The following is a 26,198-nucleotide window of genomic DNA, read 5'->3' as shown; positions in this document are numbered from 1 at the left end:
GATGTTATCCGGCCCCGCTTCGGACCCTGCGGGGGCGAGCCCCCGCAAGCGCTCAGTTCTCGCGCTTCTCCTTGATCTTCGCCGCCTTGCCGCGCAGCTCGCGCAGGTAGTACAGCTTGGCGCGGCGGACGTCACCCTTGGTGACGAGCTCGATCTTCTCGACGATCGGAGTGTGCACCGGGAAGGTGCGCTCGACGCCGACGGAGAAGGAGACCTTGCGGACCGTGAAGGTCTCGCGCACGCCGGCACCCTGACGGCGGATCACAACGCCCTTGAACTGCTGCACACGGGAGCGGTTGCCCTCGATGACGCGGACGTGGACGTTGACGGTGTCGCCCGGACGGAAGGCCGGGACGTCGCTGCGCAGCGACGCGGCGTCGACGGAGTCGAGCAGGTGAGACATTTCGTCTGCTTTCTTCGCTGATGCCACAGGTCATCAACGGGAACTAGATGTTCTGGATGAGAGCCGTGCGCGTCGGGGCGGGCGTCGTGTCCCCCTGTGGCAGGGGCGCACGCCGGACGGCGCACAACAGCGACCTATTCTTCCACGCCCTCGGTCCTGCGCCAAAATCGGCCGAACCGCTCCCCCTCGGGGTCGGGCATCCAGCCCAGGATGGAGAGCATCTCGCGGTCCTTCTTGTCGAAGGCCTTGGGGTCGCAGCGCTCGATGAGATCGGGCCGGTTGGCCGTGGTGCGCCTGAGCGCCTCGTCGCGGCGCCAGCGGGCGATCTTGCCGTGATGGCCGCTGAGCAGAACGTCCGGGATGTCCCGGCCGCGCCACAGGGGCGGCTTGGTGTAGACGGGGCCCTCCAGGAGGTTGGCCATGGCGCCGGGCGCGAAGGAGTCGTCGCGGTGCGACTCGGCGTTCCCGAGCACGCCGGGCAGCAGACGCGCCACGGCCTCCGTGATGACCAGTACGGCCGCCTCGCCGCCGGCGAGGACGTAGTCGCCGATGGACACCTCATGGACGGGCATCCGGGTCGCGTACTCGTCGATGACGCGGCGGTCGATGCCCTCGTATCGGGCCGGCGTGAAGATCAGCCAGGGTCGCTCGGAGAGCTCGACGGCGAGTTCCTGGGTGAAGGGGCGGCCGCTGGGGGTGGGGACGATCAGGGAGGGGGCGCTGGCGCCCGTCTCGTAGCCGTCGGCCAGGATCGAGTCCAGCGCGTCGCCCCAGGGCTCGGTCTTCATGACCATGCCGGGGCCGCCGCCGTAGGGCGTGTCGTCGACCGTGTTGTGACGGTCGTAGGTCCACTCCCGCAGGTCGTGCACGTGCACGTTCAGCTGTCCACGCGCGCGTGCCTTGCCGACGAGGGAGACGTTCAGCGGTTCCAGGTACTCGGGGAAGATCGTGACGACGTCGAGCCGCATCAGCTCTCGGCCTCCGTGTCGCCCGAGGAGTCGCGGGAGGAGGCGACCTCGGCCCGGTCGTCGATCAGACCCGGGGGCGGGGTGATGACCGCCCGCTGCTCCTCCAGGTCGATCTCGGTGACGATCTCCTCGACGAAGGGGATCATGACCTCGCTGCCGTCGGGCCGCTCCACGATGAAGAGGTCCTGGGACGGCAGGTGCGAGATCTCGGTGATACGGCCGACCTCGGCGCCGTCGGCGGTCACGACGTCCAGGTCGATGAGCTGGTGGTCGTAGTACTCGTCCTCTTCCTCGGGCAGCTCGTCCGGGTCGACCTCGGCGATCAGGAGGGTGTTGCGCAGGGCCTCGGCGGCGGTGCGATCCTTGACCCCCTCGAAGCGCAGCAGGAGGCGGCCGCTGTGGACGCGGCCGGACTCGATGGTGAGCGGGCCGGTGGAGGCCGGGTCGGTGGCCAGGACGGCGCCGGGGGCGAGCCGCAGTTCCGGCTCGTCGGTACGGACCTCGACGGTGACCTCGCCCTTGATGCCGTGGGCGCGGCCGATCCGTGCGACTACCAACTGCACTGTGCTTGCTCTCCTGTCAGACGACTGGCCGCATGAGTCGGCCATACGACTCGGCCATACGACTACGGGCCGGGGACGGCCCAGTGGCCCTCCCCGGCCCGAGCCGGTGCTGCGTTCGGCGTCAGCGGACGTGGTCCACGTCGACGAGGTCGACGCGGACGCCTCGGCCGCCGATGGCGCCCACGACGGTGCGCAGAGCGCGTGCGGTGCGGCCGTTGCGGCCGATCACCTTGCCGAGGTCGTCGGGGTGGACCCGGACCTCCAGCACACGCCCGCGACGCAGGTTGCGCGAGGCGACCTGCACATCGTCAGGGTTGTCGACGATGCCCTTCACGAGGTGCTCGAGAGCCTCCTCGAGCATGCTCAGGCCTCGGCCGACTCGGACTCGGCGGCAGCCTCGTCCTTCTTCTCCGCCTTCTTCTTCTGGGTGATCGCCTCACCCTTGCCCTCGTCGTCGCCACCGAGGGCCTCGAACGACGGGCGCGCCTTCTTCGGCTCGGCGGTCAGCAGCGGCGCCGGGGCGGGCTCGCCCTTGAACTTCTGCCAGTCGCCGGTCTTCTTCAGGATGGCGAGCACGGGCTCGGTCGGCTGGGCGCCGACGGAGAGCCAGTACGCCACGCGCTCGGCGTCGACCTCCATGACCGACGGGTTGTACGTCGGGTGGTACTTGCCGATCTCCTCGATCGCACGGCCGTCACGGCGGGTGCGGGAGTCGGCGACGACGATGCGGTAGTGAGGCGAACGGATCTTGCCCAGACGCTTCAGCTTGATCTTGACTGCCACGGGAGTGGGTTCTCCTGGATTTGACGTGGTTGGGCACGGCGAGAATGCCGCGTGGGGTTGCGGTACCCGAGTGCCCGATGGACGCGTCAGCCGGAGGAGAGAGGGGTCCTGTGCGGCTGTCGAGTACAGCTAGCCATTGTGCCATACCCTGCGGGTCGCTTTTGGCCGAGGGGGCGGGGCGGGCGTCTGGGCATGCCTGAAAGGCACCCGGCGCTGCGGGTGCCGAGAGGGCCGGTTGCGCAGCCCGGCGCTGCGGGGTGCCGCCTGCGCCCACCCGTGCCGCCCCAGCGGCACGACTGCCCGCAAGCTGCGCGGGTTCACGACGACACCCCAGCGCCACGCATGCCAATGCGCCAAACACGCACCCGGCGCGCGTACCGGCCCCACACGCACGACGCGTACGGACGCCATACGTCCCGACCGGCAGCCACGAGATGCCGGTGCTGGACGTTCCGCGACCGCGCGTTACGCCGCTCCCACGACCTCCGGGATCCGGAACGGCTTTCCGCAGCCGCCGCACACGATCGGTGCCTGGGCCAGGACCGACGGGACGACCCGGACGTTACGGCCGCAGTCGCACACCGCCTTGACGCGGACGCCGCCGCCGGAGGAGCCGTGGCGAGCGGCCGGGCCCCGGAAGGTCCTGCTCGTGTCGGCGGAGGTCGCCGCGGTGTGGGCCTTCAGGGCGCGCTGGAGGCGTTCGATGGTCGGACGGTAGCGGCGCTTGGCCTCGGGGTTGAGCGTGACCAGGGAGAAGCCGCTGCTGGGGTGCGGTTCCTCGGGGTGGTCCAGGCCCAGCTCCTCGGCGATGGCGAGGAATCTGCGGTTGTGGTAGCGGCCGGCCCGGGACGTGTCGCGGACGCCGCGCGAGGCGGCGATGCCATGGACTGCCTCATGAAGCAGTCGCTCGAAGGAGAGCTCGTGACCGCACGCGGACGACGACTCCCCGATCAGGGACTCTGGCGCGGCGAGATCCGGCAGCTCGGGGTGGTACCGCTGAATGTCGGCCCACGCCTGTGCCAGCTCTGCGGCGAGAACAGGTGGTGTCTGTGTCGTGCTCACGTAATGACAACGAGCCGGAGTGCCGCTGTGTTCCGATTCCGGGCCATCCCAAATAATTTGCACGTACCCGTCAGTTGCGAATGATGCGCCACGACGAGGGCGGGTGCGCAGATCTGCGGAGAAGCCTCACAGCTCGTACCAAGCCGGTGCGTAGCCTGACGTACGCCCCGGCGCGTAGATCGCGTCCACACGCCGGGACCGCTGTGGTCCGCAGGAGCGCAAGAGGCGTTTCGGCCGCTCTCGTTCCTCAGAGGCGTCATCTCAGTAAGCGCGCGCGACGACCGCGACGTTACTCGGGGCGTCGTCGGCGTCCGGCACCGACCCGTCCTCGGCCACCAGACACCGTACGGTCACGGCGTGCTCGGCCAGCCTGGCCTCGCCTTCTTCGCCGAGCGTGGCCCACGGGATGCGCGCCCAGCCGCCGGCGACGGCGGCCTCGACGGCCTCCTCGGTCGTCGTCACGTCGGTGGTGCGGGACTCGCGGCGCTCGCGGGCCTGGGTGAGCAGCAGCGCCTGGTCCTCTTCGAGGACGGTGGACAGCAGTCGTACGAGCGACTCGACGGCCACCGGCTCCTTGCCGCCCGGGATGCGACGGGCCAGCATCGCGGTGCCGTTCTCCAGGTCACGGGGCCCGACCTCGATGCGGACGGGCACGCCCTTGAGCTCCCAGTCGACCGCGCGGCGGCCGAATGCGGTGTCGGTGCGGTCGTCGACGTGGACGCGGATGCCGGCCGCCGACAGCTGGTCGCCGATCTCGCGGACCTTGGCCAGAACCGCTTCGTCGCCCTTGATCGCGAGGACGACGACCTGGATCTGGGCGAGCCGCGGCGGGATCCTGAGGCCGTTGTCGTCGCCGTGCATCATCACCAGGGCGCCGATCATGCGGGTGGTGGAGCCCCAGGACGTCTGCCAGACCAGTTCCTGGGTGCCGTCCTTCGACAGGTACGAGGTGTTGAAGGCTTTGGCGAAGTTCTGGCCCAGCTCATGGCTGGTGGCCATCTGCAGGGCCTTACCGTCGCCCATCATCCCTTCGAGCGTGAGGGTGTTGACGGCACCGGCGAAGCGCTCCTTGACGGTCTTGCGGCCGGGGACGACGTCCATGGCGAGGACGTTCACCATGAAGTCCTCGTAGACCTCGCGGTGGATGTGCGCGGCGAAGTCGCGGGCGTCCTCGTACGTGGCGTGCGCGGTGTGGCCCTCCTGCCACAGGAATTCCGTCGTACGGAGGAACAGGCGCGGCCTGAGCTCCCAACGGACCACGTTCGCCCACTGGTTGATCAGCAGGGGCAGGTCCCGGTAGCTCTGCACCCACTTCGAGAAGTAGTCATTGATGATCATCTCGGAGGTGGGGCGGACGACCGCCGGCTCCTCGAGCTCCTTGCCACCGCCGTGCGTGACGACCGCGAGCTCCGGCGCGAAGCCCTCGACGTGGTCCGCCTCGCGCGTGAGGTACGACTGCGGGATCAGCAGCGGGAAGTACGCGTTCTGGGTGCCGGTCGCCTTGATGCGGGCGTCCATCTCGGCCTGCATCCGCTCCCACAGCCCGTACCCGTACGGTCGGATGACCATGGTGCCCCGCACCGGACCGTTGTCGGCGAGCTCCGCCTTGTTGATCAGATCCTGGTACCAGCGTGGGAAGTCGTCCGCCCGTGGCGTGAGTACGGGTGCCTTTGCCATGGCGCGATGGTACGGGCCCACGTTGCCGGAATGTGAAATCTCGCCAGCGGCACATGCAACTCTCAAGCCGCGGCCGCTTTCCACTGGACGGCACGTCGAGGGCGGAGTTTCCTGGCATACGGGGGGATGTGAGCGCATGTCACGGGGGCCAAGGAATCGGGTACAGCGGCAACTCTCGGCGGATTGGGGCGCTTTAGATGACACCTACGCTCGTGCGGCAGCACCCACCTCACGCGGGCCCCGCGCCCCGCGTCGACCTGTGTGCACGCGCGCGTGACTGGTCCGAGATCCAGGAGCGGATGCTGGTTCCGCTCTACGAGGCCGTCTACGAGCGACTGGACGTGGGCCCCGGCACCCGGCTGCTGGGCCTCGGCTGCGGGAGCGGGCTCGCCCTTCTGATGGCTGCGTCCAGAGGCGCGGCCGTCACCGGTGTCGAGTCGACCTCCCCCGAACGACTGGCCCTGGCACGGCGGCGTTTGCTCCCCGAGACGTGGGAGACGCGCGCGCGTGCCGCCACCCGGCTCGTCGACGGCTCACCCCGCGACGCGGCCGACGCGGCGGCGCCCGCGTACACCCTCGTCACCGCGTTCGAACCCATCGGGTGCCTCGCGGGCGACTCCGAGGGGCTCGGTGAGGCGCTCACGGCCGCGACGCCGATGGCCGAGCGCGGGGCCCCCGTGGTGCTCGCCGGCTGGGGTCCGCCGGAGCGCTGTGCCACGTCGTCGGTGCTGCGGGTCGCCACCAAGCTGGCCGATCCCCTGCGCAGCACGGGGAGTTGGCGTCCGGCCCTGCGCGACGACCTGGAGGAGGTCGCCCAGCGCGCGGGCCTGCGGCCCGACGGTTCCGGGCGGGTGGCCTGCCCCTTCGGGTACGCGGACGTCGACAGCGCGGTACGGGGACTGCTGTCGACGGGGCTCTTCGACGCGGCGATCTCCGCGACCGACCAGGCCCAGGTGGACAAGGAGGTGACGGAGGCGCTGCATCCGCACCAGCGGCAGGACGGGACGGTGTGGATGCCGAACGTCTTCCGGTACCTGATCGCCCGTGTGCCCTGAGCCGGAAGTCGCCTACGGAGCCGCGTCCTTCGTCAGCCGAGTGATCCCCGCGATCCGGTACGCGTCGGCTTCCTCCAGCGTCTCGTTCTCCAGCAGCGCCTCGGCCAGGGCGTCCAGCCGCCCCCGGTGGTCACGGAGCTTGCGGCAGGCCTCCTCGTAGCACTCGTCGACGATCCGGCGCATCTCGGCGTCGATCACGTCGAGGGTCTGCGGGGCGGCCGCGAGTCCGTACGCCTGCTGGGAGTCGCTCGGCAGGGCGGACAGCCGGCCGACGCGCTCGCTCATGCCCCAGCGGGCAACCATCCCGCGCGCGATGTTGCTGACCTGTTCGAGGTCGTTCTCGGCGCCCGTGGTGACGACCCCGTAGACCACCTGTTCCGCCGCCATGCCGCCCAGCGCGCCGATGATGCGGCCGCGCAGGTAGCCCTCCGAGTGCGCGTACCGCTCCACCTCGGGGGTCGACATCGTCACCCCGAGCGCCCGGCCGCGCGGCACGATGGTGATCTTGCGTACCGGGTCGGCGCCCGGCTGCAGCATGCCGAGGAGGGCGTGCCCGCTCTCGTGGTAGGCGGTGCGCCTGCGGTCCTCCTCGGGCATCACGAGGGTGCGCTCGGCGCCCAGCTGCACCTTCTCCAGGGCCTCGGACAGGTCCGAGTGGGTCACCTGCTCCTGCCCTCGCTTGACCGCGAGCAGGGCGGCCTCGTTGGCGAGATTGGCCAGATCCGCACCTGTCATGCCGGGGGTCGTGCGGGCCAGCTGGGCGAGGTCCACGTCCTGGGCGAGCGGGATCTCGCGGGTGTGGATGCGCAGGATCGCCTCGCGTCCGCCGCGGTCCGGCGGGGCGACGTTGACCACCCGGTCGAAGCGGCCGGGGCGGGTCAGCGCCGGGTCCAGGATGTCGGCGCGGTTGGTCGCCGCGATGACGATCACGCCCTCCGAGCCGGAGAAGCCGTCCATCTCGGTGAGGATCTGGTTCAGCGTCTGCTCGCGCTCGTCGTGACCGCTGACCGAGGCGCCGCCACCGCGCACCCGCCCGATGGTGTCGATCTCGTCGATGAAGATGATCGACGGCGCCACCTTGCGGGCCTCGGCGAACAGTTCCCGGACGCGGGACGCGCCGACGCCGACGATCATCTCGATGAACTCGGAGGCGGAGGCCGAGAAGAACGGTACGCCCGCCTCCCCCGCCACCGCCCGCGCCAGCAGGGTCTTGCCGGTGCCGGGCGGGCCCGCGAGCAGCACGCCGCGCGGCATCTTCGCGCCCATCCTGCGATAGGCGTCGGGATGCTCCAGGAAGTCGACGACGTCGTCCAGCTCGCCCTTGACCTCGTCGATGCCGGCCACGTCGGCGAACGTCGTGCGTTCCGTGCCCGGCTGGAGCTCGACCGGCTTGGGCGGCGCCTTGCGGCCGAGCATGCCGCCCGCGCCGCCCAGGCCGCCCGTGCTCATCCGCCGGGCGAAGAAGATCCAGACCGCGACCAGGAACGCGATGGGGATCAGGGAGAACAGCAGGTTGGACAGGACCCCGCGCTCGCGCACGACCGGCTGCGCGGTGACCGTCACGTCGTGTCTGGTGAGTTCCTGCCAGAGGTCGTCGTCCGCGAAGGCGGGGCGCTGTGTCTTGAACCTTGTGTAGTCGCCGTCGCCCTCGGGGTTGTCCCGGGCGTCCTTGAGCTCGCCCTGGATCGAGTCGCCCTTGGAGTAGATCTTGTCGACATTGCCGGCGTCGACCTGCCTGCTGAACTCCGTGTAGGAGATCGTCGGCTCGTTGCCCCGGTCGAGGTACGTCAGTCCCACATAGGCGAGTAGGAACACGATCACCGCGGTGAGGAGCAGGCCCCACCATCGGCCGCGGGTCCGTCGGCCACGAGGGCGCCCGGGCGGCTCCTCCGGCGTGCCCTCGGTGCGCCACGGCTGGTCAGGGGCCTTGCGTGGTGGCGCGGCGTTGCTCATATCTGGACGTTACGACACACAGCGGGCCACGGCATGCGCAAGGGGGCGCCCCTCTCGAAGAGGGGCGCCCCTGTGACGTACGCGATGAGACGGCCGTACGAGACGAGCCGTCAGCCCATGAACTTCTTGAACTCGTCCGGCAGCTCGAAGTCCTGCCCGCCCTGCTGGCCCGGCAGACCGAGGGCGCCTCCGGCCTGGGCGGCGGCGGCCCGGCGTGCGGCCTCCTCCTGCTCCTGCTGCTTGCGCTTCATCGGGTTGCCCGAGCGCTGCTTGCCCTTGGCCTTCTTGGGCTGCTTCTTGGCGCGGCCGGGGCCGCCGCCCATGCCCGGGATCCCCGGCATGCCGGGCATGCCGCCGCCCTGGGCCATGCGGGACATCATCTTGCGGGCCTCGAAGAACCGCTCGACGAGGTTCTTGACCGCGCTGACCTCGACACCGGAACCGCGGGCGATACGGGCGCGGCGGGAGCCGTTGATGATCGTCGGGTCCTGGCGCTCGCCCGGGGTCATCGACTTGATGATCGCGGCGGTGCGGTCGACGTCACGCTCGTCGAGGTTGTTGATCTGGTCCTTGATCTGGCCCATGCCCGGGAGCATGCCGAGCAGCTTGGAGATGGAGCCCATCTTCCTGACCTGCTCCATCTGGGCCAGGAAGTCGTCGAGGGTGAAGTCCTGGCCCTTCTTGGAGGCCAGCTTCTCGGCCATCTTCTGGGCTTCGGCCTGGTCGAAGGTCTTCTCCGCCTGCTCGATCAGGGTGAGCAGGTCACCCATGTCGAGGATGCGGGAGGCCATCCGGTCCGGGTGGAAGGCGTCGAAGTCGTCGAGCTTCTCGCCGTTCGACGCGAACATGATCGGCTTGCCGGTGATCTGGCGGATCGACAGGGCGGCACCACCGCGGGCGTCACCGTCGAGCTTGGAGAGCACCACGCCGTCGAAGCCGACGCCGTCGCGGAAGGCCTCGGCGGTGTTGACGGCGTCCTGACCGATCATCGCGTCGACGACGAACAGAATCTCGTCCGGGCTGACCGCGTCACGGATGTCCGCGGCCTGCTGCATCATCTCCTGGTCGATGCCGAGGCGGCCGGCGGTGTCGACGATCACGATGTCGTGGACCTTGGTCCGCGCGTGCTCGATGGAGTCCTTGGCGACCTTGACCGGGTCACCGACGCCGTTGCCCGGCTCGGGCGCGTAGACCGCGACACCGGCCCGCTCGGCGACGACGCTGAGCTGGTTGACGGCGTTGGGGCGCTGAAGGTCGGCGGCGACCAGGAGCGGCGAGTGGCCCTGCTCCTTCAGCCAGCGGCCGAGCTTGCCCGCGAGGGTGGTCTTACCGGCACCCTGCAGACCCGCGAGCATGATCACGGTCGGCGGCTGCTTGGCGAAGCGCAGACGGCGGGTCTCGCCGCCGAGGATCGTGACGAGCTCGTCGTTGACGATCTTCAGGACCTGCTGGGCCGGGTTCAGCGCCCGGGACACCTCGGCGCCGAGGGCGCGCTCCTTGACGTTCTTGATGAACGTCCGGACGACAGGCAGCGCCACGTCCGCTTCGAGGAGGGCGATGCGGATCTCGCGCGCTGTGGCGTCGATGTCCGCCTCGGAGAGCCGTCCCTTGCCGCGCAGGTTCTTGAAAGTCGCTGAGAGGCGATCGGAAAGAGTATCGAACACGGCGCTCGCGGTCCTCGGGGTCGGTGGCGGCTGGCAATCGCCCTCCAGGGTATCCCGGCGGCGCAGGTTGCCGGGATCCCTGGGTTCAGAGGCTGTGAACAGGCTCTCAGCCCCGCAACGTCTCCTCCAGCTTCCGCGCCACGGAGGCCGCCTCCTCGCCGGGCAGCGGTGCTCCCTCGGGGCCTGTGACATAGAACGCGTCCACTGCGTTGGCGCCCAGCGTGCTGACATGCGCACTGCGCACCCGCACGCTCGCGTCCTCCAGCGCCCGGCCGATCCGGAACAGCAGCCCCGGCGCGTCCTGCGCGCGCACCTCGATGACCGTGGCCAGCCGTGAGGCGGCAGGGTGGACCGACACCCTCGGCGGCGGCGCCACGACGCCCCGGCGGCGCGGATACGCCGCGTCCCGTTCGGCGAGGCGGCCGGCGATGTCCAGGGAGCCGTCCAGGGCCCGTACGAGGTCGGCGCGCAGCCGGGTGGCCTGCGGCAGGGAGCCGTACTCGGCGGCGACCCGCCAGTTCAGCAGCAGGACGGAGCCGTCGACGCCGTCGGGCAGGTCCAGCGTGCTCAGTTCGGCGGTGCGGACCGTCAGGCGGTGCATCGCGAGGACTCCGGCCACCGCGGGCAGTACGCCGGGCTGGTCCGGTACGGCGATGAGGAGCTCCACGCCGAGCGGCTCGGGGTCGCCGGAGGGCTGGTCCTCCGCCGGCGGCTCGGTCTGCGCGCGCAGGGCCAGCACGGGGCTGCCCGTGGCGACCGCCTCGATGGCGAGCCGTTCCTGCTCGGCGGTGGGCGCGGCGGTCTCGGGCTCGTCCGGGTCGTCCCCGGCGAGCACGGCCGCGACCCGTTTCACCAGGTCGGCAACGAGCGATCCCCGCCAGGACGACCAAGCCGCCGGTCCGGTGGCCAGCGCGTCCGCCTCCGTCAGGGCGTGCAGCAGCTCCAGGGTGGACTGCGAGCCGACCGCCTCGGCGACCGAGCGCACGGTGGCCGGGTCCTCCAGGTCACGCCGGGTGGCCGTCTCGACGAGCAGCAGGTGATGGCGTACGAGGGTGGAGAGCACCGTCACGTCGTCGCGGTCGAATCCGATGCGCGCGGCCACGTCCTTGACGATGATCTCCCCGGCCACCGAGTGGTCGCCGGGCCAGCCCTTGCCGATGTCGTGCAGCAGCGCGGCGACCAGGAGCAGGTCGGGGCGGTGGACGCGGCGGGTGAACTCGGAGGCTCGGACGGCGGTCTCGATGAGGTGCCGGTCGACGGTCCAGATGTGCACGGCGTTGCGCTGCGGACGGCAGCGCACGCGCTCCCAGTCGGGAAGGAAGCGGGTGATCAGCCCCTCGGCCTCCAGCGCCTCCCACACGTCGACCGTCGGCCGCCCGGACCCCAGCAGGGTCACGAGCTGCTCGCGCGCCTCGGCGGGCCAGGGCGTGGGCAGGGGGCGCACGGTAGCCGCCATGCGCCTTACGGCGTGCAAGGAGAGCGGGAGCCCGGCCTGCGCGGCGGCGGCCGCGGCACGCAAGGGGAGCACGGGGTCGCGTTCGGGGCGTGCGGCTCGGGCGAGCACCACCTCGCCGTCCTGCTCCACCACGCCCTCGGCGAGAGGGGACCTTTCCGCAGTGGGCTTTCCGCCCCCCAGCATGGCGCGCAGCCGCGGCCGCACAGCGCGCGATCGCAGCACGCGCCCCACTTCACGCCAAGTGACATCGCTGGCGTACGAGATGACCCGCGCCGCCTCGTACACCTGCCGCAGCAGTGTGTCGGCGTCGAGCAGACCGAGGTCGGCCGCGACCTGGTCCTGCTCCTGCAACGCCAGCCGGTCGGTCGCCCGCCCTGTGGTCAGGTGCAGCGCGTCACGTACGTCGAGCAGCCGGCGCCGGGCGTCGGCGAGGCCCTCGCGCGGGGCGTCGGCCAGCCAGGAGGCGGCGACGGCGCGCAGGATGGTGGCGTCCCGCAGACCGCCGCGCGCCTCCTTCAGATCGGGTTCCAGGAGGTACTGCAGCTCGCCCTGCCGCTCGGCGCGTTCGACGGACAGCTCCTGGAGTTCGGGCAGGCGCTTGGGCGCCTGGTTGCGCCAGTCGGCCAGGACCGCCGTGCGCAGTCCGGCGGTGAGGCCGAGGTCGCCCGCGATGTGCCGGGCGTCCAGCAGGCCGAGCTGGACCTTGAGGTCCTCGCCGGCCGTCTTGCGGGCCTCGGCGGGCGTGCGCACGGAGTGGTCCAGGGCGAGGCCGAGGTCCCACACGGGGTACCAGATGCGGTCGGCCAGGGCGGCCACCGCCTTGCTGTCGCCGCCGTCGTGCAGCAGGAGCAGGTCCAGGTCGCTGCGCGGGGACAGCTCGCCGCGGCCGTAGCCGCCGACGGCGACCAGGGAGACGCCGCGCATGCCCTCGGCACCGGCGGCGAACAGGCCGGTCAGCCAGTCGTCGGTCAGTTCCGCGAGGGCGGCACGGCGCGGCGGCCCGGACCGCGCCCCCTCGGTGAGGAGGCGCAGCCGGGCCGCCGCGTAGCCGCTGGGTCCCGAGTCCTCTGCTTCGTTACGAACGTCCGTACTCGACACCCAGCAGCTCCTGTTCTTCTGTGTCAGAGCGCGTCGGGCCCGCGCTCGCCGGTCCGGACCCGTACGGCCGTCTCGACCGGCAGGGACCAGACCTTGCCGTCACCGATCTTGCCGGTGCGGGCGGCCTTGACGATGACGTCGATCAGCTGCTCGGCGTCGTCGTCCTCGGCCAGGACCTCGATACGGATCTTCGGGACCAGGTCGACGGTGTACTCGGCACCGCGGTAGACCTCGGTGTGGCCCCGCTGACGACCGTAGCCGCTCGCCTCGGTGACCGTCAGGCCGTGCACTCCGAAGGCCTGGAGGGCTTCCTTGATCTCGTCGAGCCGGTGGGGCTTGACGACTGCGGTGATGAGCTTCATGCGTCCACCTTCTTGCTCGCAGCGTCGGCGACCGGGGCCGGGGCGGCGGTCCGGGCGGCGGCACCGCCACCGGCGCCGCTGAAGTCGTATGCGGTCTCGGCGTGCTCGGCCTGGTCGATGCCGGCGACCTCCTCGTCCTCGGTGACCCGCATCCCGATCGTCTTGTCGAGGATGAAGGCGAGGATCGCGGAGACGACCAGCGAGTAGGCCAGGACCGCGAAGACACCGGCGCACTGCTTCCAGAACTGGGTCAGGCCGCCGCCGTAGAAGAGACCCGCGACATCGGACTGGCCCTTGCCGCTGGCGAAGAAGCCGATGAGCAGGGAGCCGACGACACCGCCGACCAGGTGGACGCCGACGACGTCGAGCGAGTCGTCGTAGCCGAGCTTGTACTTCAGGCCCACGGCCATGGCGCACAGCAGACCGGCGATGGCGCCGACGGCGATCGCGCCGATCGGGGTGACCGCACCACCGGACGGGGTGATGGCGACCAGACCGGCGACCGCGCCGGAGGCGGCGCCCAGCGTGGTGAACGCGCCGTGGCGGATCTTCTCGTAGATGAGCCAGGCGAGCATGGCGGCGGCGGTGGCGACCTGCGTGTTGACGAACATCAGCGCACCGACGCCGTCGTCGTTGCCGAGCCACGAACCGGCGTTGAAGCCGAACCAGCCGAACCACAGCAGACCGGCGCCGAGCATGACCAGCGGGAGGCTGTGCGGACGCATCGGGTCCTTCTTGAAGCCGACGCGCTTGCCGATGACGAGGATCACGCCGAGCGCCGCGGCCCCCGCGTTGATGTGGACCGCCGTACCACCGGCGAAGTCGATCACGCCCAGCTCGAAGGCCCAGCCGCCGGCGCCCCAGACCCAGTGCGCGACCGGGAAGTAGACGACCGTGGCCCACAGGGCGATGAACAGCGCCCATGCGGAGAACTTCACGCGGTCCGCGAGGGCACCGCTTATCAGGGCGGGCGTGATGATCGCGAACATCAGCTGGAAGACCATGAACACGAAGATCGGGATGGTGTAGCCGTCCCACAGCTCCGTGAGGCCGATGTTGCTGAGGCCGAGCCAGTCCGAGTTCCAGCCGATGAGGCTGCCGGAGTCGGTGCCGAACGCCATGGAGAAGCCGTACAGCACCCACAGGATGGTGACGATTCCCAGGCTGATGAAGCTCATCATCAGCATGTTCAGGGTGCTCTTGACGCGGACCATGCCTCCGTAGAAGAAGGCCAGGCCCGGGGTCATGAGCATCACCAGGGCGGAACAGATGAGCATGAAACCTGTGTTGGCGGCGGACAGCTCCGGAGCGTCTGCCGCAAGCGTGATGGCTGGTGCCATCGGCGTCTCCTCGTCATTTGGTACGGCCCCGTGCGGGCGAAGCCTGAGCGGATTGAGGGGTGGGCCGGTTATGCGCCACGAGATTGGCGCAGCGCCGTTTCGGTGGAAGCCCCTCGTTGTTTCGCCGCCGTGACGAAGGCGCCCTGCGTGTTACGCGTTGATGAACTCCGAGATGTTGCGCCGCGCGATCGTTATCGTGGCGCAACCTTCGGTGAAGGGAACAGACCGGCCGCGGTCGGCCTTCCGATGACCTGGCATGGGGGAGCCGAGTCGGGCAGTTCGGGAGGGCCGGCCGCGGCCGGGGTTCTGGGGGTTTGCAGGAATCCGCCGGGCTCAGACCGCCTCGACGGTCTCCGGCAGCTCCACCGCGAGCCGGTCGGTGAGGTCCACGACCTCGGCGAGATCCCCGAAGTCGCGTACGGCCGTGTCGACCGTCTTTCGAATACGAGTGTTGACGCGTTCGGAGCGCACCTTCTTGGCGACCTGCATGGCCTGCTCGGCGTAGACCGCGCTCTGCTCCGGCTCGCGGCGCAGCAGATGCACCGTGGCCATGCCGATGAGGTTCAGTGCGTACGACCGCTGGTGCTCGCCGTCCTTCGCGAACAGGTCCACGGCCTGCTGCATCACGGGTTCGGCCAGCGAGGCGTACGTCGGGCTGCGGCCGGCGACATAGGCGAGGTCGCGGTAGGAGTGGGAGTTCTCGCCGTAGAGCTCGGCCTCGGAGAAGAAGCGGATCCAGTCGGGGTCCGGCTCGTCCCACTCGTCGGCCTCGGCGAAGGTGTCCTCGGCCATCCGGACGGCCCGCTTGCACTTGCCGGGCTGGCCCATGTTGGCGTACGCGCGGGCCTCCATCGCATACAGCATGGACTGGGTGCGCGGGCTCGCGCAGTCCCGGCTGCCGTACTGCGCGAGGTGGATCAGCTCCAGGGCGTCGTCGGGCCGGCCGAGGTGGATCATCTGGCGGCTCATGCTGGAGAGGATGTACGAGCCGAGCGGCCGGTCGCCCGCCTCCTTGGCGGCGTGCAGCGCGAGGACGAAGTACTTCTGCGCGGTGGGCTGCAGCCCGACGTCGTAGGACATCCAGCCGGCCAGCTCCGCCAGCTCGGCGGCGACCTTGAACAGCTTGCGGGTGGTGGCCTCGGGCTGGGGCTCCTGGAGCAGGTCGGTCACCTCGTGCAGCTGGCCGACGACCGCCTTGCGGCGCAGGCCGCCACCGCACTGGGCGTCCCACTGCCGGAACATCACGGTGGTGGACTCCAGCAGGTCCAGCTCCGGCTTGGACAGACGGCCACGCGCGCGTGAGGACGGGATGGGCCGGGGCTCCTGGTGCGGGGCGGGCGGCGCGGGAACGAGCCAGCGCTGCATCGGCTCGATGAGGGCCGGGCCCGCGGACAGGGCCAGCGAGCTCCCGAGGAAGCCGCGCCGCGCCAGCATCAGGTCGCTGCGCGAGAACTCGCTGAGCAGGGCCACCGTCTGCGGACCTGTCCAGGGCAGGTCGACACCGGACACGGAGGGTGACTGACGGGCGGCGCGCAGACCGAGGTCCTCGACGGAGACGACGCAGCCGAAGCGCTCGGAGAACAGCTCGGACAGGATCCGCGGGATCGGCTCGCGCGGGTTCTCGCCGTCCAACCAGCGGCGTACGCGCGAGGTGTCGGTGGAGATGTGGTTGGCGCCCAACTGGCGGGCCCGGCGGTTCACCTGGCGGGCGAGCTCGCCCTTCGACCAGCCGCTGCGCACGAACCAGGAGGCGAGCAGCTCGTTCGGGCGCTTGTCAGCGTGCGATGCGCCACCAGCACTCGTACCGCTTCCGCTGTTGCCGCTCACTGGAACGCCCCCATCCCTTGGACCACTTTTCACCTAGTGCGCCAAGCCCTATCAGAATGCCGGTACATACGGTCGTCCGTCCGGCGGTTCTCACCCTTCGAACGGAAAGCCGACTTGCCCCCGGCATACTCACGAGTGCATGTGCCCCAGGGGCCCGTGCACACACGGTAATCCTACGATCACGCGTCCAGCCATGGCGATCCCGGAAACGCCACCATTCGCCACCCCTTCGAATGAACCTACGGTGGCCTCCACGCGATTCACTTGACATAGGACGGCCGGTAGTGGCGGAGCGAAGCACTCAGGGGCGCGCGTCGCCGAGTCCGCGACCCGGCGTACTCCCGAGCGCCGCGTGGAACGAGCGACGCCACGGGGTAACCGGCCGCCAGGAACACACAGGGTCACGAACCGCATCCGCGCCGTAACCACCGGCACGCTGGACCCGTTGGAGGGGGCATGGGCTTCACGATCGGCGGCATCCGGGAGATCCGGTCCGGCTCGCGTCGACGCGGCCGCACCTCGGAGTGCACCGCCGTCGCCGAGTTCACCGGGTTGTGGGGCTGGGACGTGGTGCCCGGCGCGCGGGCCGCGGCCGGCGCCTGTTCGTGCGGCCGCTCTGACTGCGACGCGCCCGGCGCACACCCCCTCGACTTCGCACCCGAGGTTCCGGCCGGGGCCACGCTCGACGAGGTCGGCAAGGCATGGGCGGAGGTCCCGGGTGCCGCGGTGATGCTGCCCGTCGGGCGCGCGTTCGACGTGATCGAGGTGGCCGAACCCGCCGGGCGCCGCGCGCTGACCCGGCTCGAACGCATGGGCCTCCCCCTCGGGCCGGTCACGGCCACCCCCGAGGGCCGCGCCCACTTCTTCGTCGCTCCCGGCGCAGCCGCCGAGCTCCCCGAACTCCTCTACCGCATGGGCTGGGACGACCCGACCCACCTCGACCTGCGCGGCCTCGGCCCCGGTACGCACATCACGGCACCGCCGTCCGACAGGGGCGGGCTGGGGCCCGTGCGGTGGGTGCGGCCGCCCCAGCTGGACACGGCGACGAGGCCGCCGGCCGCGCGGTTGCTGCTGGGGACGCTGGCTTACGTGGCGCATCGGTCGCGGGCGTGACACAGGTCGCGACGTACACAGGCGTCAACAGCGAAGCGCCCGTTCCCCAACTGCACCTTGGGGAGCGGGCGCTTCTTCGACCCAGGAAATTTCCCAGGTGGGTCACTCTCCGATAAGGGCGTCAACGAACGCCTCCGGCTCGAACGGCGCCAGGTCGTCGGCACCCTCGCCCAGCCCGACCAGCTTCACCGGGACGCCCAGCTCGCGCTGGACCGCGACGACGATGCCGCCCTTGGCCGTGCCGTCCAGCTTGGTGAGCACGATGCCGGTGATGTCGACGACCTCGGCGAAGACGCGGGCCTGGACCAGGCCGTTCTGCCCCGTCGTCGCGTCCAGGACCAGCAGCACCTCGTCCAGCGGCGCGTGCTTCTCCACGACCCGCTTGACCTTGCCGAGCTCGTCCATGAGGCCGGTCTTGGTGTGCAGGCGCCCGGCGGTGTCGATGAGGACGACGTCGGAGCCCATCTCCTTGCCCTCCTTCACCGCGTCGAAGGCGACGGAGGCGGGGTCGCCGCCCTCCGGCCCGCGCACGGTGTAGGCGCCGACGCGCTCGCCCCAGGTCTGCAGCTGGTCGGCTGCGGCGGCACGGAAGGTGTCGGCGGCGCCCAGGACGACGGAGCGCCCGTCGGCCACGAGGACGCGGGCGAGCTTGCCGGTGGTGGTGGTCTTGCCGGTGCCGTTGACGCCGACGACCATCACGATGCCGGGCTTGCTGGTCTCCGGCTCGGTCCGGACCGTGCGGTCCATGTCGGTGCCGACCAGCTTGAGCAGCTCCTCGCGCAGCAGGCCGCGCAGCTCCTCGGGGGTGCGGGTGCCGAGCACCTTCACACGCTCACGCAGGCCCTCGACCAGCTCCTGGGTGGGCAGCACGCCGACGTCGGCGGTGAGCAGCGTGTCCTCGATCTCCTCCCAGGTGTCCTCGTCGAGGTGCTCGCGCGACAGGAGCGTGAGCAGCCCCTTGCCGAGCGCGTTCTGGGAGCGGGAGAGCCGGGCGCGCAGACGGATCAGGCGGCCGGCGGTGGGCTCCGGGACCTCGATCGCGGTCGGCGGGAGCTCTTCGACGACGGGGGGTTCCTCGACGGCGGTCGCTGCTCCGCCGCCCGGGAGATCCACCTCCTCTATGGTCCGGCGCTCTTCGTCGCGCGGTGTCTCGGCCTCGTCGCCGACGTGCGGCTCGGCCGGAGGGGCGGTGATGTCGGGGGCGGCGGGCGGCGGCGGGGGCAGCTGCTTCTTGCGGCGGGTGCCGACAATGAGCCCGCCGAGCGCGCCGAGCACGACCACGGCGATGACTACAGCAAGGATGACGATGTCCATAACGCGTCCAGTATCGGCCATGGAGTCCCGCGACACCCCTATGGATGTCTGACACACCGTCAGCTAACGTCCGCCTTCACACCCGCCCGGTGAAGGGGGACCCCCATGCCCGTCACGGTCGTACGCTTCAACCTCGTCGAGCCCGACGCGACCCCCGCCTCGCTCGCCGCCCGCTACCGGGCAGCCCTGGAGATGGCCGCGTACGCCGACGAGCACGGCATCACCACGGTGCAGACCGAGGAGCACCACGGCGCCGACAACAACTGGCTCCCCTCCCCCTTCGCCTTCGCGGCCGCGGTCTTCGGCGCCACCCGGCGCCTCGCGGTGACCGTCTCGGCGATCATCGGCCCGCTGCACGACCCGCTGCGGCTCGCCGAGGAGATCGCCGTACTGGATCTGCTGAGCGGCGGCCGGCTGGTGACGGTCGCCGGGATCGGGTACCGGCCCGAGGAGTACGCCCTGTTCGACGTGGACTGGAAGCGGCGCGGCAGGCTCCAGGACGAGCTGCTGGAGACGCTGCTGCAGGCCTGGACCGGCGAGCCCTTCGAGTACCGGGGCCGTACGGTACGGATCACTCCGCGCCCGTTCACCGACCCGCACCCCCTGCTCCTGGTCGGCGGCTCCTCGAAGGCCGCCGCCCGCCGGGCCGCCCGCCTCGGCCTGCCGTTCTTCCCCAGCGCGCATCTGCCGGAGCTGGAGGCGTACTACAAGGAGCGGCTCGTCGAGTACGGCACCGAGGGCTGGACCATGATGCCGGCCGCCGAGACGCCGCTGCTGCACGTGGCCGAGGACCCCGACCGGGCCTGGGCCGAGTACGGCGGTCACTTCCTGCACGAGGCGCGGACGTACGCCTCCTGGCAGTCCGGGGAGATCCGCTCGGCGGTGAAGTCGGCGGCGACGAGCGTGGAGGAACTGCGCGCCGAGGGCGTGTACCGGATCGTGACGCCGGAGGAGTGTGTGGCGCTGGGCCACGACAACTACGTACTCCACCCCTTGTCGGGCGGGATGCCGGTGGAGGAGGGGTGGCGGAGCCTCAGGCTGTTCTGCGAGCGGGTGCTGCCCGGGCTCGGTGACTGATCCCTCGTACACGAAACCGCCGCCCCGGCTCGGGCAGTGGCCGAGCCGGGGCGGCGGCGGGGTTACGGGGAGAGGGGCAGCGGGGACTTGGCCCTTCTCCCCGAGTCCGGGGGGGCGGTCAGCCCATTTCCTCCAGCTTCTTGCCCTTGGTCTCGGGCACGAACTTGAGGATGAAGGGGATGGAGAGGAAGGCGAACACCGCGTACATGACGTACGTCAGCGACAGGTTCCAGTCCGACAGGTCCGGGAAGGTGATCGTGATCACCCAGTTGGCGATCCACTGGGCCGAGGCGGCCACGCCCAGGGCGGCGGCGCGGATCTTGTTCGGGAAGACCTCGCCGAGCATGACCCAGACGACCACGCCCCAGGACAGGGCGAAGAAAAGGACGAAGGTGTTGGCGGCGATCAGCGCCACGTAGCCCTGCGCGGTCGGCAGCGGGTCGTTGCCGTTCTGGAAGGAGAAGGACCAGGCGGCCGCCGCGAGCGAGATGCCCATGCCGACCGAGCCGATGAGGGCGAGCGGCTTGCGGCCGATGCGGTCGACGAAGATCATCGCGATCACGGTGCCGATGATGTTGATGATCGAGGTCTCGAACGAGTAGAAGAACGAGCTCGACGGGTCGACGCCCACGGACTGCCACAGCAGGTTCGAGTAGTAGAAGATGACGTTGATGCCGACCAGCTGCTGGAAGACGGAGAGGCCGATACCGATCCAGACGATCGGCAGCAGACCGAAGCGGCCGCCCAGCAGGTCCTTGAACGTGGACTTGTGGTCGCTGCGCATGGCCTCGTCGATCTCGGTGACGCGGGCGTCCAGGTCGATGCTGCCCTCGACGTCGGCGAGGACCTTCTTCGCGTCGTCGATGCGGCCGACGCTGATCAGGTAGCGCGGGGACTCGGGGATGGCGAAGGACAGCAGGCCGTAGACGACGGCGGGCACGAACATCACGCCGAGCATCCACTGCCAGGCCTCCAGGCCCGCGACTGTGCCGCGCTCCTCGCCGTCGGCCATGTTCAGGATGGCCCAGTTGACCAGCTGCGACACGGCGATGCCGATGACGATGGCGGCCTGCTGGAACGAGGCGAGCCGGCCGCGGTACGCGGGCGGGGCGACTTCGGCGATGTAGGCCGGGCCGATGACGGAGGCCATGCCGATGGCGATGCCGCCGAGGACACGCCAGGCGGCGAGGTCCCACGCGGCGAACGGGAGGCCGGAGCCGACGGCGCTCAGAGCGAACAGCACCGCCGCGATCTGCATGACGCGGATGCGGCCGATGCGGTCGGCTATGCGGCCGGCGACCGCGGCGCCCACGGCGCTGCCGAGCAGGGCGCTGGCGGCGACGGTACCGGTGACGCCGGAGCTGAGGTCGAACCGGGCCTGGATGCCGCCGTTGGCTCCGTTGATCACGGAGCTGTCGTAGCCGAAGAGGAAGCCGCCCATGGCGGCCGCCGCGGTGATGAAGACGACGTGCCCGAGATGTTCGGGGTGAGCCGTCCTGGCTCCTGACGTGGGTGCCTGCGCTGTGCTGGTCACGTGTACTCCTCGGGCACCGGCAACGCTGCCGGGTGAAGGCAAAAGCAACGTCGATGACCCTATGCCTTCAAGTTTCGAAGTCAAGGGGTCAGGGCTGTGACCTTGGAAGGCGCAGGTGAGGAGAATGTGTTCAACTATTGAATGAAGCGGGAGTGTCAGCGGAGTCGCTGACTGATGACCTTCGACACACCGTCGCCCTGCATGGAGACGCCGTACAGCGCGTCGGCGACCTCCATCGTGCGCTTCTGGTGGGTGATCACGATCAGCTGCGAGGCTTCCTGCAGCTCCTGCATGATGCGGATGAGCCGCTGCAGGTTGGTGTCGTCGAGGGCGGCCTCGACCTCGTCCATCACGTAGAACGGGCTGGGCCGGGCCTTGAAGATCGACACCAGCATGGCCACGGCGGTCAGCGACCGCTCACCACCGGAGAGCAGGCTGAGCCGCTTGACCTTCTTGCCGGGCGGGCGGGCTTCCACGTCGACACCCGTGGTGAGCATGTTGTCGGGATCGGTCAGGATCAGTCGTCCCTCGCCACCGGGGAACAGCCGGCTGAAGACGCCCTCGAACTCCCGGGCGGTGTCCCGGTAGGCCTCGGTGAACACCTGCTCGACGCGCTCGTCGACCTCCTTGACGACCTGGAGCAGGTCGGCGCGGGTCTTCTTCAGGTCCTCCAGCTGCTCGCTGAGGAACTTGTGCCGTTCCTCCAGCGCGGCGAACTCCTCCAGCGCGAGCGGGTTGACCTTGCCGAGCTGCTGGTAGGCCCGCTCGGCCGCCTTGAGCCGCTTCTCCTGCTCGGCCCGGACGAAGGGCTTGGGCTGGTTGCGGGGATGCTCGGGATCCTCCGGGAGCTGCTCGCCCTCGGCGGCCAGGGAGGGCGGTACGAGCTGGTGGGGGCCGTACTCGGAGACCAGCCCGGCGGGCTCCACGCCCAGCTCCTCCAGCGCCTTGGTCTCCAGCTGCTCGATCCGCATCCGCTTCTCGGCGCCGAGGACCTCGCCCCGGTGCACGGAGTCGGTCAGCTTGTCGAGCTCGGCCTTGAGGTCGCGGCCCTGGTTCCGGGCGACGGTGAGTTCCTGCTCGCGGCGGGCCTTGGCGGCCTCGGCGGCGGTGCGCTCCTCGTCGGCGCGGGCGAGGGAGACCTCGACGTGCGCGAGGAGCTGGCGTGCGCCGGAGGCCACGGCTTCCGCGACGGCCGCCTCGTGCCGCAGCCGCGCCCGCCGCTGCTCGGCGCGCGCGCGTGCGTCGCGCTCCGCTCGGGCGGCGCGGTCGAGGGAGTCGGCGCGGCCGGCGAGTCCCTTGACGCGTTCTTCGTGCGTACGGACCTGGAGGCGGGCCTCCATCTCGGTCTGCCGCGCGTTGGCCCCGTCGGCCGCGAGACGGTCCCGAACCGAGGTGTCCGGCTCCTCCTCGATCGGCATCTCCTCGGCCACGGCGAGCCGCTCGGCCAGCTCCTCGACCTCCTGGAGGGCTTTGTCCAGCGCCTCCTGCGCGCGTGCGGCGGCGACGACGGAGCGCTCCGCTTCGCCCGCCGCGCCTCGTGCCTGTCCGGCGAGGCGGCCGAGCTGCTGGGCCACGGCCGACTTCTCGCGGTCGGCGGCGCGGCGGCGCTCTCCGAGTTCCTCGACACGGGCGGCGCACTCCTTACGCCGTTCTTGTGCCGCGTGCTGCGCCTCGGTGAGCTCCTCGCACCGGACGGCCAGCTCTTCGAGTTCGGCGGCGGCCTCGTCCACGGAGGCCTGTACTTCCAGGAGGCTGGGGGCACCTGCGGAGCCGCCGTGGGCGAAGTGGGCGCCGAGGAGGTCGCCTTCGGCGGTGACGGCGGTGAGGTGGGGGTGGGTGTAGACGAGGTCCTCGGCGTCTTCGAGGGTGCCTACGACGACGATGTGGTGGAGGAGGCGGCGTACGGCGGGCATGAGCTCGTCGGGGCCGCGGACCAAGTCGGCCGCGAAGCGGTGGCGCTCCGCTGGGGGTGCCGCGACAGAGAGTGCCTCGTCACGCAGTGGGGCGTCTGCGGGTTCGTTGTGGCTGGTCGCGCAGTTCCCCGCGCCCCTTTGGGGCGCTTCCGTGGCCCCTGCCAAGAGCAGTGCCGCTCGGCCCGCGTCCTGCTTGCGCAGCAGCCTGATCGCATCCGCCGCGGCGGACGGCGACGTCACCGCGAGCGCGTCCGCCGCCGCGCCGAAGGCGGCCGCCAACGCAACCTCATAGCCCGGCGTCACGGTCAGCAGTTCCGCAGCCGGCCCCAGCAGCCCTGTGAGGCGGTCCTTCGCGCCGAGCAGCGCGCCGGTGCCGTCCTTGCGGCGCAACCCCAGCGCCAGCGCCTCATGGCGGGCCTGGGTCGCGGCCCGTTTGCGTTCCGCCGCAGTGGCCGCCTCGCGGGCTGCGGTGAGGGCGGCCTCCGCCTCGGCGAGCTGCTGCTTCGCCGCCTCGTGCTGTTCCGCCAGTTCCGCGTCGCCCGCGTCCAGGCCGTCGACCTCGGCCTTCAGGGCCTCGTACTCCTCCTGCGCGGCGAAAGCCCGCTCCTGGGCCTCGTCCCGCGCGGCTGCCAGGCGCTCTATCTCGGACTGGGCGGCAGCCGCACGCGAGCGCGCCGCGTTGACCTGGCCGTTCAGCCGGGCGAGCCCCTCGCGGCGGTCGGCGATGGCCCGGGCCACGTCCTTCAGGCGGCGCTCCTCCTGGGCGAGCTCGCGTTCCAGTTCGGCACGGTGGGCGACCGTGTCCTCCAGGGCGCGCTCGGCCGCCTCCAGGGCCGCTTCCAGCTCCGCCTCCTGCTCGCGGATCCGGGCCGCCTCGCGCTCCATGTCCTCGGGGTCGCGGCCCCGGCGCTCCTCCGGCGGCGCGGACGTCGCGCTCTTCACGCGCGCGTCGGCCAGCGAGATCGTGCCGCGCACCCGCTCCGCGAGCTGGGACAGCTCGTACCAGGTCTGCTGGGCGCGCTGGAGGCGCGGCGTGAGCTGCCGTACCTCGTCCTCCAGGAGCGCCTCGCGCTGCAGGGCCTTCTTCAGCTCCTGCTCGGCGGCTTCCTTGCGTTCCTTCAGCGCGGCCTCGTCGGCGACCTCGGCCTGGAGCGCCTCGCGGAGCCGTACGAGATCGTCGGCGAGGAGGCGGAGGCGGGCGTCTCGCAGGTCGGCCTGGATGACTGCGGCTCGCCGGGCGACCGCGGCCTGGCGGCCGAGGGGCTTGAGCTGCCTCCTGAGCTCGTCCGTCAGGTCCTGCACGCGCGCGAGGTTGGCCTGCATCGCGTCCAGCTTGCGGAGGGCCTTCTCCTTGCGCTTTCGGTGCTTGAGGACGCCCGCGGCCTCCTCGATGAAGGCGCGGCGGCCCATGGGGTCGGCGTGCAGGACGGAGTCGAGCTGGCCCTGGCCGACGATGACGTGCATCTCGCGGCCGATGCCGGAGTCGGACAGGAGTTCCTGGATGTCGAGGAGGCGGCAGGTGTCGCCGTTGATCTGGTACTCGCTGCCGCCGTTGCGGAACATGATCCGCGTGATGGTGACCTCGGAGTACTCGATGGGCAGCGCCCCGTCGGAGTTGTCGATGGTCAGCGACACCTCGGCGCGGCCCAGCGGCGGACGGCCGGTGGTGCCGGCGAAGATGACGTCCTCCATCTTGCCGCCGCGCAGCGACTTGGCGCCCTGCTCACCCATGACCCAGCTGAGCGCGTCCACGACATTGGACTTGCCCGAGCCGTTCGGGCCGACGACACACGTGATCCCCGGCTCGAACCGGAGTGTGGTCGCCGAGGCGAACGACTTGAACCCTCGTAGGGTCAGGGCCTTGAGGTGCACGCCGCTGGACTCTACCTTCCGGGGGTGTCTCGCTCCATGAACCCACGGTTTCACCAGTGAACGTGCAGGGCACACCAGACGTTAAAGAGGGTGAAAGGATGCGCGGGGCATTAAGCCGGGGGCAAGAAAGAAGGGACGCCGAAGCGTCCCTTGCAACTTCCGACGGCTGACTGGCCAGCCGTTGACAACTTAGCGGTTGATACGGGCAGCCCAACCACTGCTTGTGCTGTCGTGGAGCGATGCAGTGATCAGGTGAGCGCAGGCTCCGCCTGGTGTGCGTCGATGCTCTCCATGATCCTGTCGTGAGAAGCGGCAGCCTGCAGGGCGTCCTTCTCCGCCTGGATCCGTACGAGCTCGGATTCCAGGTCCTGGACACGCTGCTGGAGCCGTCGCATCTCGGCGAGGAGTCGCGGGTCGGAGCCGCCGACGTAACCGAGAAGCGCCTTTGCCATGATGGATGGTCCTCCACACTGAGTGACCGACCGATGCGGTGTGGGTCGTGAGGGATTCGCACCCGCGGTTGCTTGGCAGGCCTGGAGTTGTGCTGCCGTTCAGCCATGCCAAACAGCTAAGGTGCGCGGGGCTTTCAGCGTCTCACCAAAAAGTTTGACGGTCAACACGATCACGCCCCGTATTGGTGGGCAACCCGGGGGCGCGCGGCCGGAAAGCGGCGGCGCTGCGACTCCTGCGGGCCCTCGGGGCGTGGCGATCATCCTTTCGCCCGGAGCCTGCCACTGCAACCGGGTTCTTGGCAACCACCTGCTCATTTCTGCTGGGGGCAGTTGCCGGTGGCAGGTCCCTCCGCTTGCGCCAGGGCTCTTTTACAGAACCGGCTCAGCGGATGGCGAAGCCGTCGTAACCCCCGCGAGGTGTGTCCCAGATCTCGGTGACACCGTCCACGCGTCCGGGCGTGTCGTCACCCTGAAGCCAGTCCAGAAGTCCCTCACAGCCCTCGCGCGGGCCCTCCGCGACCACCTGGACCCGGCCGTCGGCCAAATTGAGAGCAAAACCACTCAGGTCGCCGATCTCGAGCGCCTTGGCCCGCGTGAACCAGCGAAAACCCACACCTTGGACGCGTCCACGCACCCAGGCGACCAGCCGTACATCCTCGCTCATGAGTGCAACCTAACGGGGCAATGTCTCTCCGGGCACTTCCTCCCCTGG

21 protein-coding genes are annotated in these 26,198 nt (G+C 70.5%); 3 read left to right on the top strand and 18 right to left on the bottom strand.

Going from position 1 to position 26,198, the window contains the following annotated elements; all coding sequences use genetic code 11:
- Positions 1-52 precede the first annotated feature (52 nt).
- The 7 genes from rplS to proS all read right to left on the bottom strand — a co-directional run bounded on the left by rplS (position 53) and on the right by proS (position 5,456).
- The gene (gene rplS, locus ACZ7L6_RS32505) at positions 53-403 is read right to left on the bottom strand and encodes a 50S ribosomal protein L19 (protein WP_018531094.1); all 351 of its coding nucleotides are present in this window, start codon (positions 401-403) and stop codon (positions 53-55) included.
- Positions 404-537: 134 nt separating this feature from the next.
- A complete protein-coding gene (gene trmD, locus ACZ7L6_RS32500; RefSeq protein WP_471930108.1) occupies positions 538-1,371 on the bottom strand; it encodes a tRNA (guanosine(37)-N1)-methyltransferase TrmD in 834 nt (277 codons plus the stop codon).
- On the bottom strand, positions 1,371-1,934 hold the full coding sequence (gene rimM / locus ACZ7L6_RS32495) for a ribosome maturation factor RimM (RefSeq protein WP_471930106.1): 564 nt from the start codon (positions 1,932-1,934) through the stop codon (positions 1,371-1,373). Before rimM ends, trmD begins: the two co-directional genes overlap by 1 nt.
- Before the next feature lie 121 nt (positions 1,935-2,055).
- Positions 2,056-2,295: an RNA-binding protein gene (locus ACZ7L6_RS32490; RefSeq protein ID WP_003973401.1), complete on the bottom strand. Its 240-nt coding sequence runs from the start codon at positions 2,293-2,295 to the stop codon at positions 2,056-2,058.
- A gap of 2 nt (positions 2,296-2,297) precedes the next feature.
- Positions 2,298-2,717, bottom strand: a complete 420-nt coding sequence (rpsP, locus tag ACZ7L6_RS32485) for a 30S ribosomal protein S16 (RefSeq protein WP_471930104.1) — start codon at positions 2,715-2,717, stop codon at positions 2,298-2,300.
- A 465-nt stretch (positions 2,718-3,182) separates the two neighbouring features.
- Positions 3,183-3,779: a hypothetical protein gene (locus ACZ7L6_RS32480; protein WP_007493349.1), complete on the bottom strand. Its 597-nt coding sequence runs from the start codon at positions 3,777-3,779 to the stop codon at positions 3,183-3,185.
- Positions 3,780-4,040: 261 nt separating this feature from the next.
- Positions 4,041-5,456 carry a proline--tRNA ligase gene (gene proS, locus ACZ7L6_RS32475; protein ID WP_471930102.1) on the bottom strand — a complete coding sequence of 472 codons (1,416 nt, stop codon included), beginning with the start codon at positions 5,454-5,456 and terminating at the stop codon, positions 4,041-4,043.
- Between the two features lie 197 nt (positions 5,457-5,653).
- On the opposite strand from proS, the gene ACZ7L6_RS32470 reads away from it, so the two are divergent.
- Positions 5,654-6,511, top strand: coding sequence for an SAM-dependent methyltransferase (locus ACZ7L6_RS32470; RefSeq protein ID WP_471930100.1), 858 nt, complete (start codon positions 5,654-5,656; stop codon positions 6,509-6,511).
- A gap of 12 nt (positions 6,512-6,523) precedes the next feature.
- Here the strand turns inward: ACZ7L6_RS32470 and ftsH are convergent, their stop codons facing one another.
- The 6 genes from ftsH to nsdA all read right to left on the bottom strand — a co-directional run bounded on the left by ftsH (position 6,524) and on the right by nsdA (position 16,211).
- Complete coding sequence (ftsH, locus tag ACZ7L6_RS32465; protein WP_471930098.1) at positions 6,524-8,464, bottom strand: ATP-dependent zinc metalloprotease FtsH; 1,941 nt, start codon at positions 8,462-8,464, stop codon at positions 6,524-6,526.
- Between the two features lie 110 nt (positions 8,465-8,574).
- Entirely contained in the window at positions 8,575-10,128 is a 1,554-nt protein-coding gene (gene ffh / locus ACZ7L6_RS32460; protein ID WP_471930096.1) for a signal recognition particle protein, read from the bottom strand.
- A gap of 106 nt (positions 10,129-10,234) precedes the next feature.
- On the bottom strand, positions 10,235-12,682 hold the full coding sequence (locus ACZ7L6_RS32455; protein ID WP_471930094.1) for a [protein-PII] uridylyltransferase: 2,448 nt from the start codon (positions 12,680-12,682) through the stop codon (positions 10,235-10,237).
- Positions 12,683-12,705: 23 nt separating this feature from the next.
- The gene (locus tag ACZ7L6_RS32450; RefSeq protein ID WP_003997576.1) at positions 12,706-13,044 is read right to left on the bottom strand and encodes a P-II family nitrogen regulator; all 339 of its coding nucleotides are present in this window, start codon (positions 13,042-13,044) and stop codon (positions 12,706-12,708) included.
- Positions 13,041-14,384 carry an ammonium transporter gene (locus ACZ7L6_RS32445; protein ID WP_471930092.1) on the bottom strand — a complete coding sequence of 448 codons (1,344 nt, stop codon included), beginning with the start codon at positions 14,382-14,384 and terminating at the stop codon, positions 13,041-13,043. Before ACZ7L6_RS32445 ends, ACZ7L6_RS32450 begins: the two co-directional genes overlap by 4 nt.
- 333 nt (positions 14,385-14,717) lie before the next feature.
- Positions 14,718-16,211, bottom strand: a complete 1,494-nt coding sequence (gene nsdA / locus ACZ7L6_RS32440) for a transcriptional repressor NsdA (RefSeq protein ID WP_471930090.1) — start codon at positions 16,209-16,211, stop codon at positions 14,718-14,720.
- A gap of 456 nt (positions 16,212-16,667) precedes the next feature.
- Between nsdA and ACZ7L6_RS32435 the strand changes: the two genes are divergently transcribed.
- Positions 16,668-17,324, top strand: coding sequence for a bifunctional DNA primase/polymerase (locus tag ACZ7L6_RS32435; RefSeq protein ID WP_471930088.1), 657 nt, complete (start codon positions 16,668-16,670; stop codon positions 17,322-17,324).
- Positions 17,325-17,426: 102 nt separating this feature from the next.
- On the opposite strand, the gene ftsY is transcribed toward ACZ7L6_RS32435, so the two are convergent.
- Entirely contained in the window at positions 17,427-18,638 is a 1,212-nt protein-coding gene (gene ftsY / locus ACZ7L6_RS32430; protein WP_471930086.1) for a signal recognition particle-docking protein FtsY, read from the bottom strand.
- Positions 18,639-18,743: 105 nt separating this feature from the next.
- On the opposite strand from ftsY, the gene ACZ7L6_RS32425 reads away from it, so the two are divergent.
- The gene (locus ACZ7L6_RS32425) at positions 18,744-19,715 is read left to right on the top strand and encodes an LLM class flavin-dependent oxidoreductase (protein WP_471930084.1); all 972 of its coding nucleotides are present in this window, start codon (positions 18,744-18,746) and stop codon (positions 19,713-19,715) included.
- Between the two features lie 118 nt (positions 19,716-19,833).
- On the opposite strand, the gene ACZ7L6_RS32420 is transcribed toward ACZ7L6_RS32425, so the two are convergent.
- The 4 genes from ACZ7L6_RS32420 to ACZ7L6_RS32405 all read right to left on the bottom strand — a co-directional run bounded on the left by ACZ7L6_RS32420 (position 19,834) and on the right by ACZ7L6_RS32405 (position 26,150).
- Positions 19,834-21,249 carry a sugar porter family MFS transporter gene (locus tag ACZ7L6_RS32420; RefSeq protein WP_471930082.1) on the bottom strand — a complete coding sequence of 472 codons (1,416 nt, stop codon included), beginning with the start codon at positions 21,247-21,249 and terminating at the stop codon, positions 19,834-19,836.
- Positions 21,250-21,404: 155 nt separating this feature from the next.
- On the bottom strand, positions 21,405-25,034 hold the full coding sequence (gene smc / locus ACZ7L6_RS32415; protein WP_471930080.1) for a chromosome segregation protein SMC: 3,630 nt from the start codon (positions 25,032-25,034) through the stop codon (positions 21,405-21,407).
- Positions 25,035-25,282: 248 nt separating this feature from the next.
- Positions 25,283-25,486 carry a hypothetical protein gene (locus ACZ7L6_RS32410; RefSeq protein ID WP_031485142.1) on the bottom strand — a complete coding sequence of 68 codons (204 nt, stop codon included), beginning with the start codon at positions 25,484-25,486 and terminating at the stop codon, positions 25,283-25,285.
- A 382-nt stretch (positions 25,487-25,868) separates the two neighbouring features.
- The gene (locus ACZ7L6_RS32405) at positions 25,869-26,150 is read right to left on the bottom strand and encodes an acylphosphatase (RefSeq protein WP_471930078.1); all 282 of its coding nucleotides are present in this window, start codon (positions 26,148-26,150) and stop codon (positions 25,869-25,871) included.
- Between the last annotated feature and the right edge of the window lie 48 nt (positions 26,151-26,198).

It is taken from the genome of Streptomyces sp. NPDC107522 (genome assembly GCF_055657525.1).
Note: the sequence above shows the minus strand (reverse complement) of the source record. Positions and strands in the feature narration are given on the sequence as shown.

Excerpts from the sequence above, each read along its gene's own strand:
- rplS (WP_018531094.1), bottom strand. The coding sequence starts at position 403 with ATGTCTCACCTGCTCGACTCCGTCGACGCCGCGTCGCTGCGCAGCGAC.
- trmD (WP_471930108.1), bottom strand. The coding sequence starts at position 1,371 with ATGCGGCTCGACGTCGTCACGATCTTCCCCGAGTACCTGGAACCGCTG.
- ACZ7L6_RS32490 (WP_003973401.1), bottom strand. The coding sequence starts at position 2,295 with ATGCTCGAGGAGGCTCTCGAGCACCTCGTGAAGGGCATCGTCGACAAC.
- proS (WP_471930102.1), bottom strand. The coding sequence starts at position 5,456 with ATGGCAAAGGCACCCGTACTCACGCCACGGGCGGACGACTTCCCACGC.
- ACZ7L6_RS32470 (WP_471930100.1), top strand. The coding sequence starts at position 5,654 with ATGACACCTACGCTCGTGCGGCAGCACCCACCTCACGCGGGCCCCGCG.
- ftsH (WP_471930098.1), bottom strand. The coding sequence starts at position 8,464 with ATGAGCAACGCCGCGCCACCACGCAAGGCCCCTGACCAGCCGTGGCGC.
- ACZ7L6_RS32450 (WP_003997576.1), bottom strand. The coding sequence starts at position 13,044 with ATGAAGCTCATCACCGCAGTCGTCAAGCCCCACCGGCTCGACGAGATC.
- ACZ7L6_RS32445 (WP_471930092.1), bottom strand. The coding sequence starts at position 14,384 with ATGGCACCAGCCATCACGCTTGCGGCAGACGCTCCGGAGCTGTCCGCC.
- ACZ7L6_RS32435 (WP_471930088.1), top strand. The coding sequence starts at position 16,668 with ATGGGCTTCACGATCGGCGGCATCCGGGAGATCCGGTCCGGCTCGCGT.
- ftsY (WP_471930086.1), bottom strand. The coding sequence starts at position 18,638 with ATGGACATCGTCATCCTTGCTGTAGTCATCGCCGTGGTCGTGCTCGGC.
- ACZ7L6_RS32425 (WP_471930084.1), top strand. The coding sequence starts at position 18,744 with ATGCCCGTCACGGTCGTACGCTTCAACCTCGTCGAGCCCGACGCGACC.
- ACZ7L6_RS32410 (WP_031485142.1), bottom strand. The coding sequence starts at position 25,486 with ATGGCAAAGGCGCTTCTCGGTTACGTCGGCGGCTCCGACCCGCGACTC.
- ACZ7L6_RS32405 (WP_471930078.1), bottom strand. The coding sequence starts at position 26,150 with ATGAGCGAGGATGTACGGCTGGTCGCCTGGGTGCGTGGACGCGTCCAA.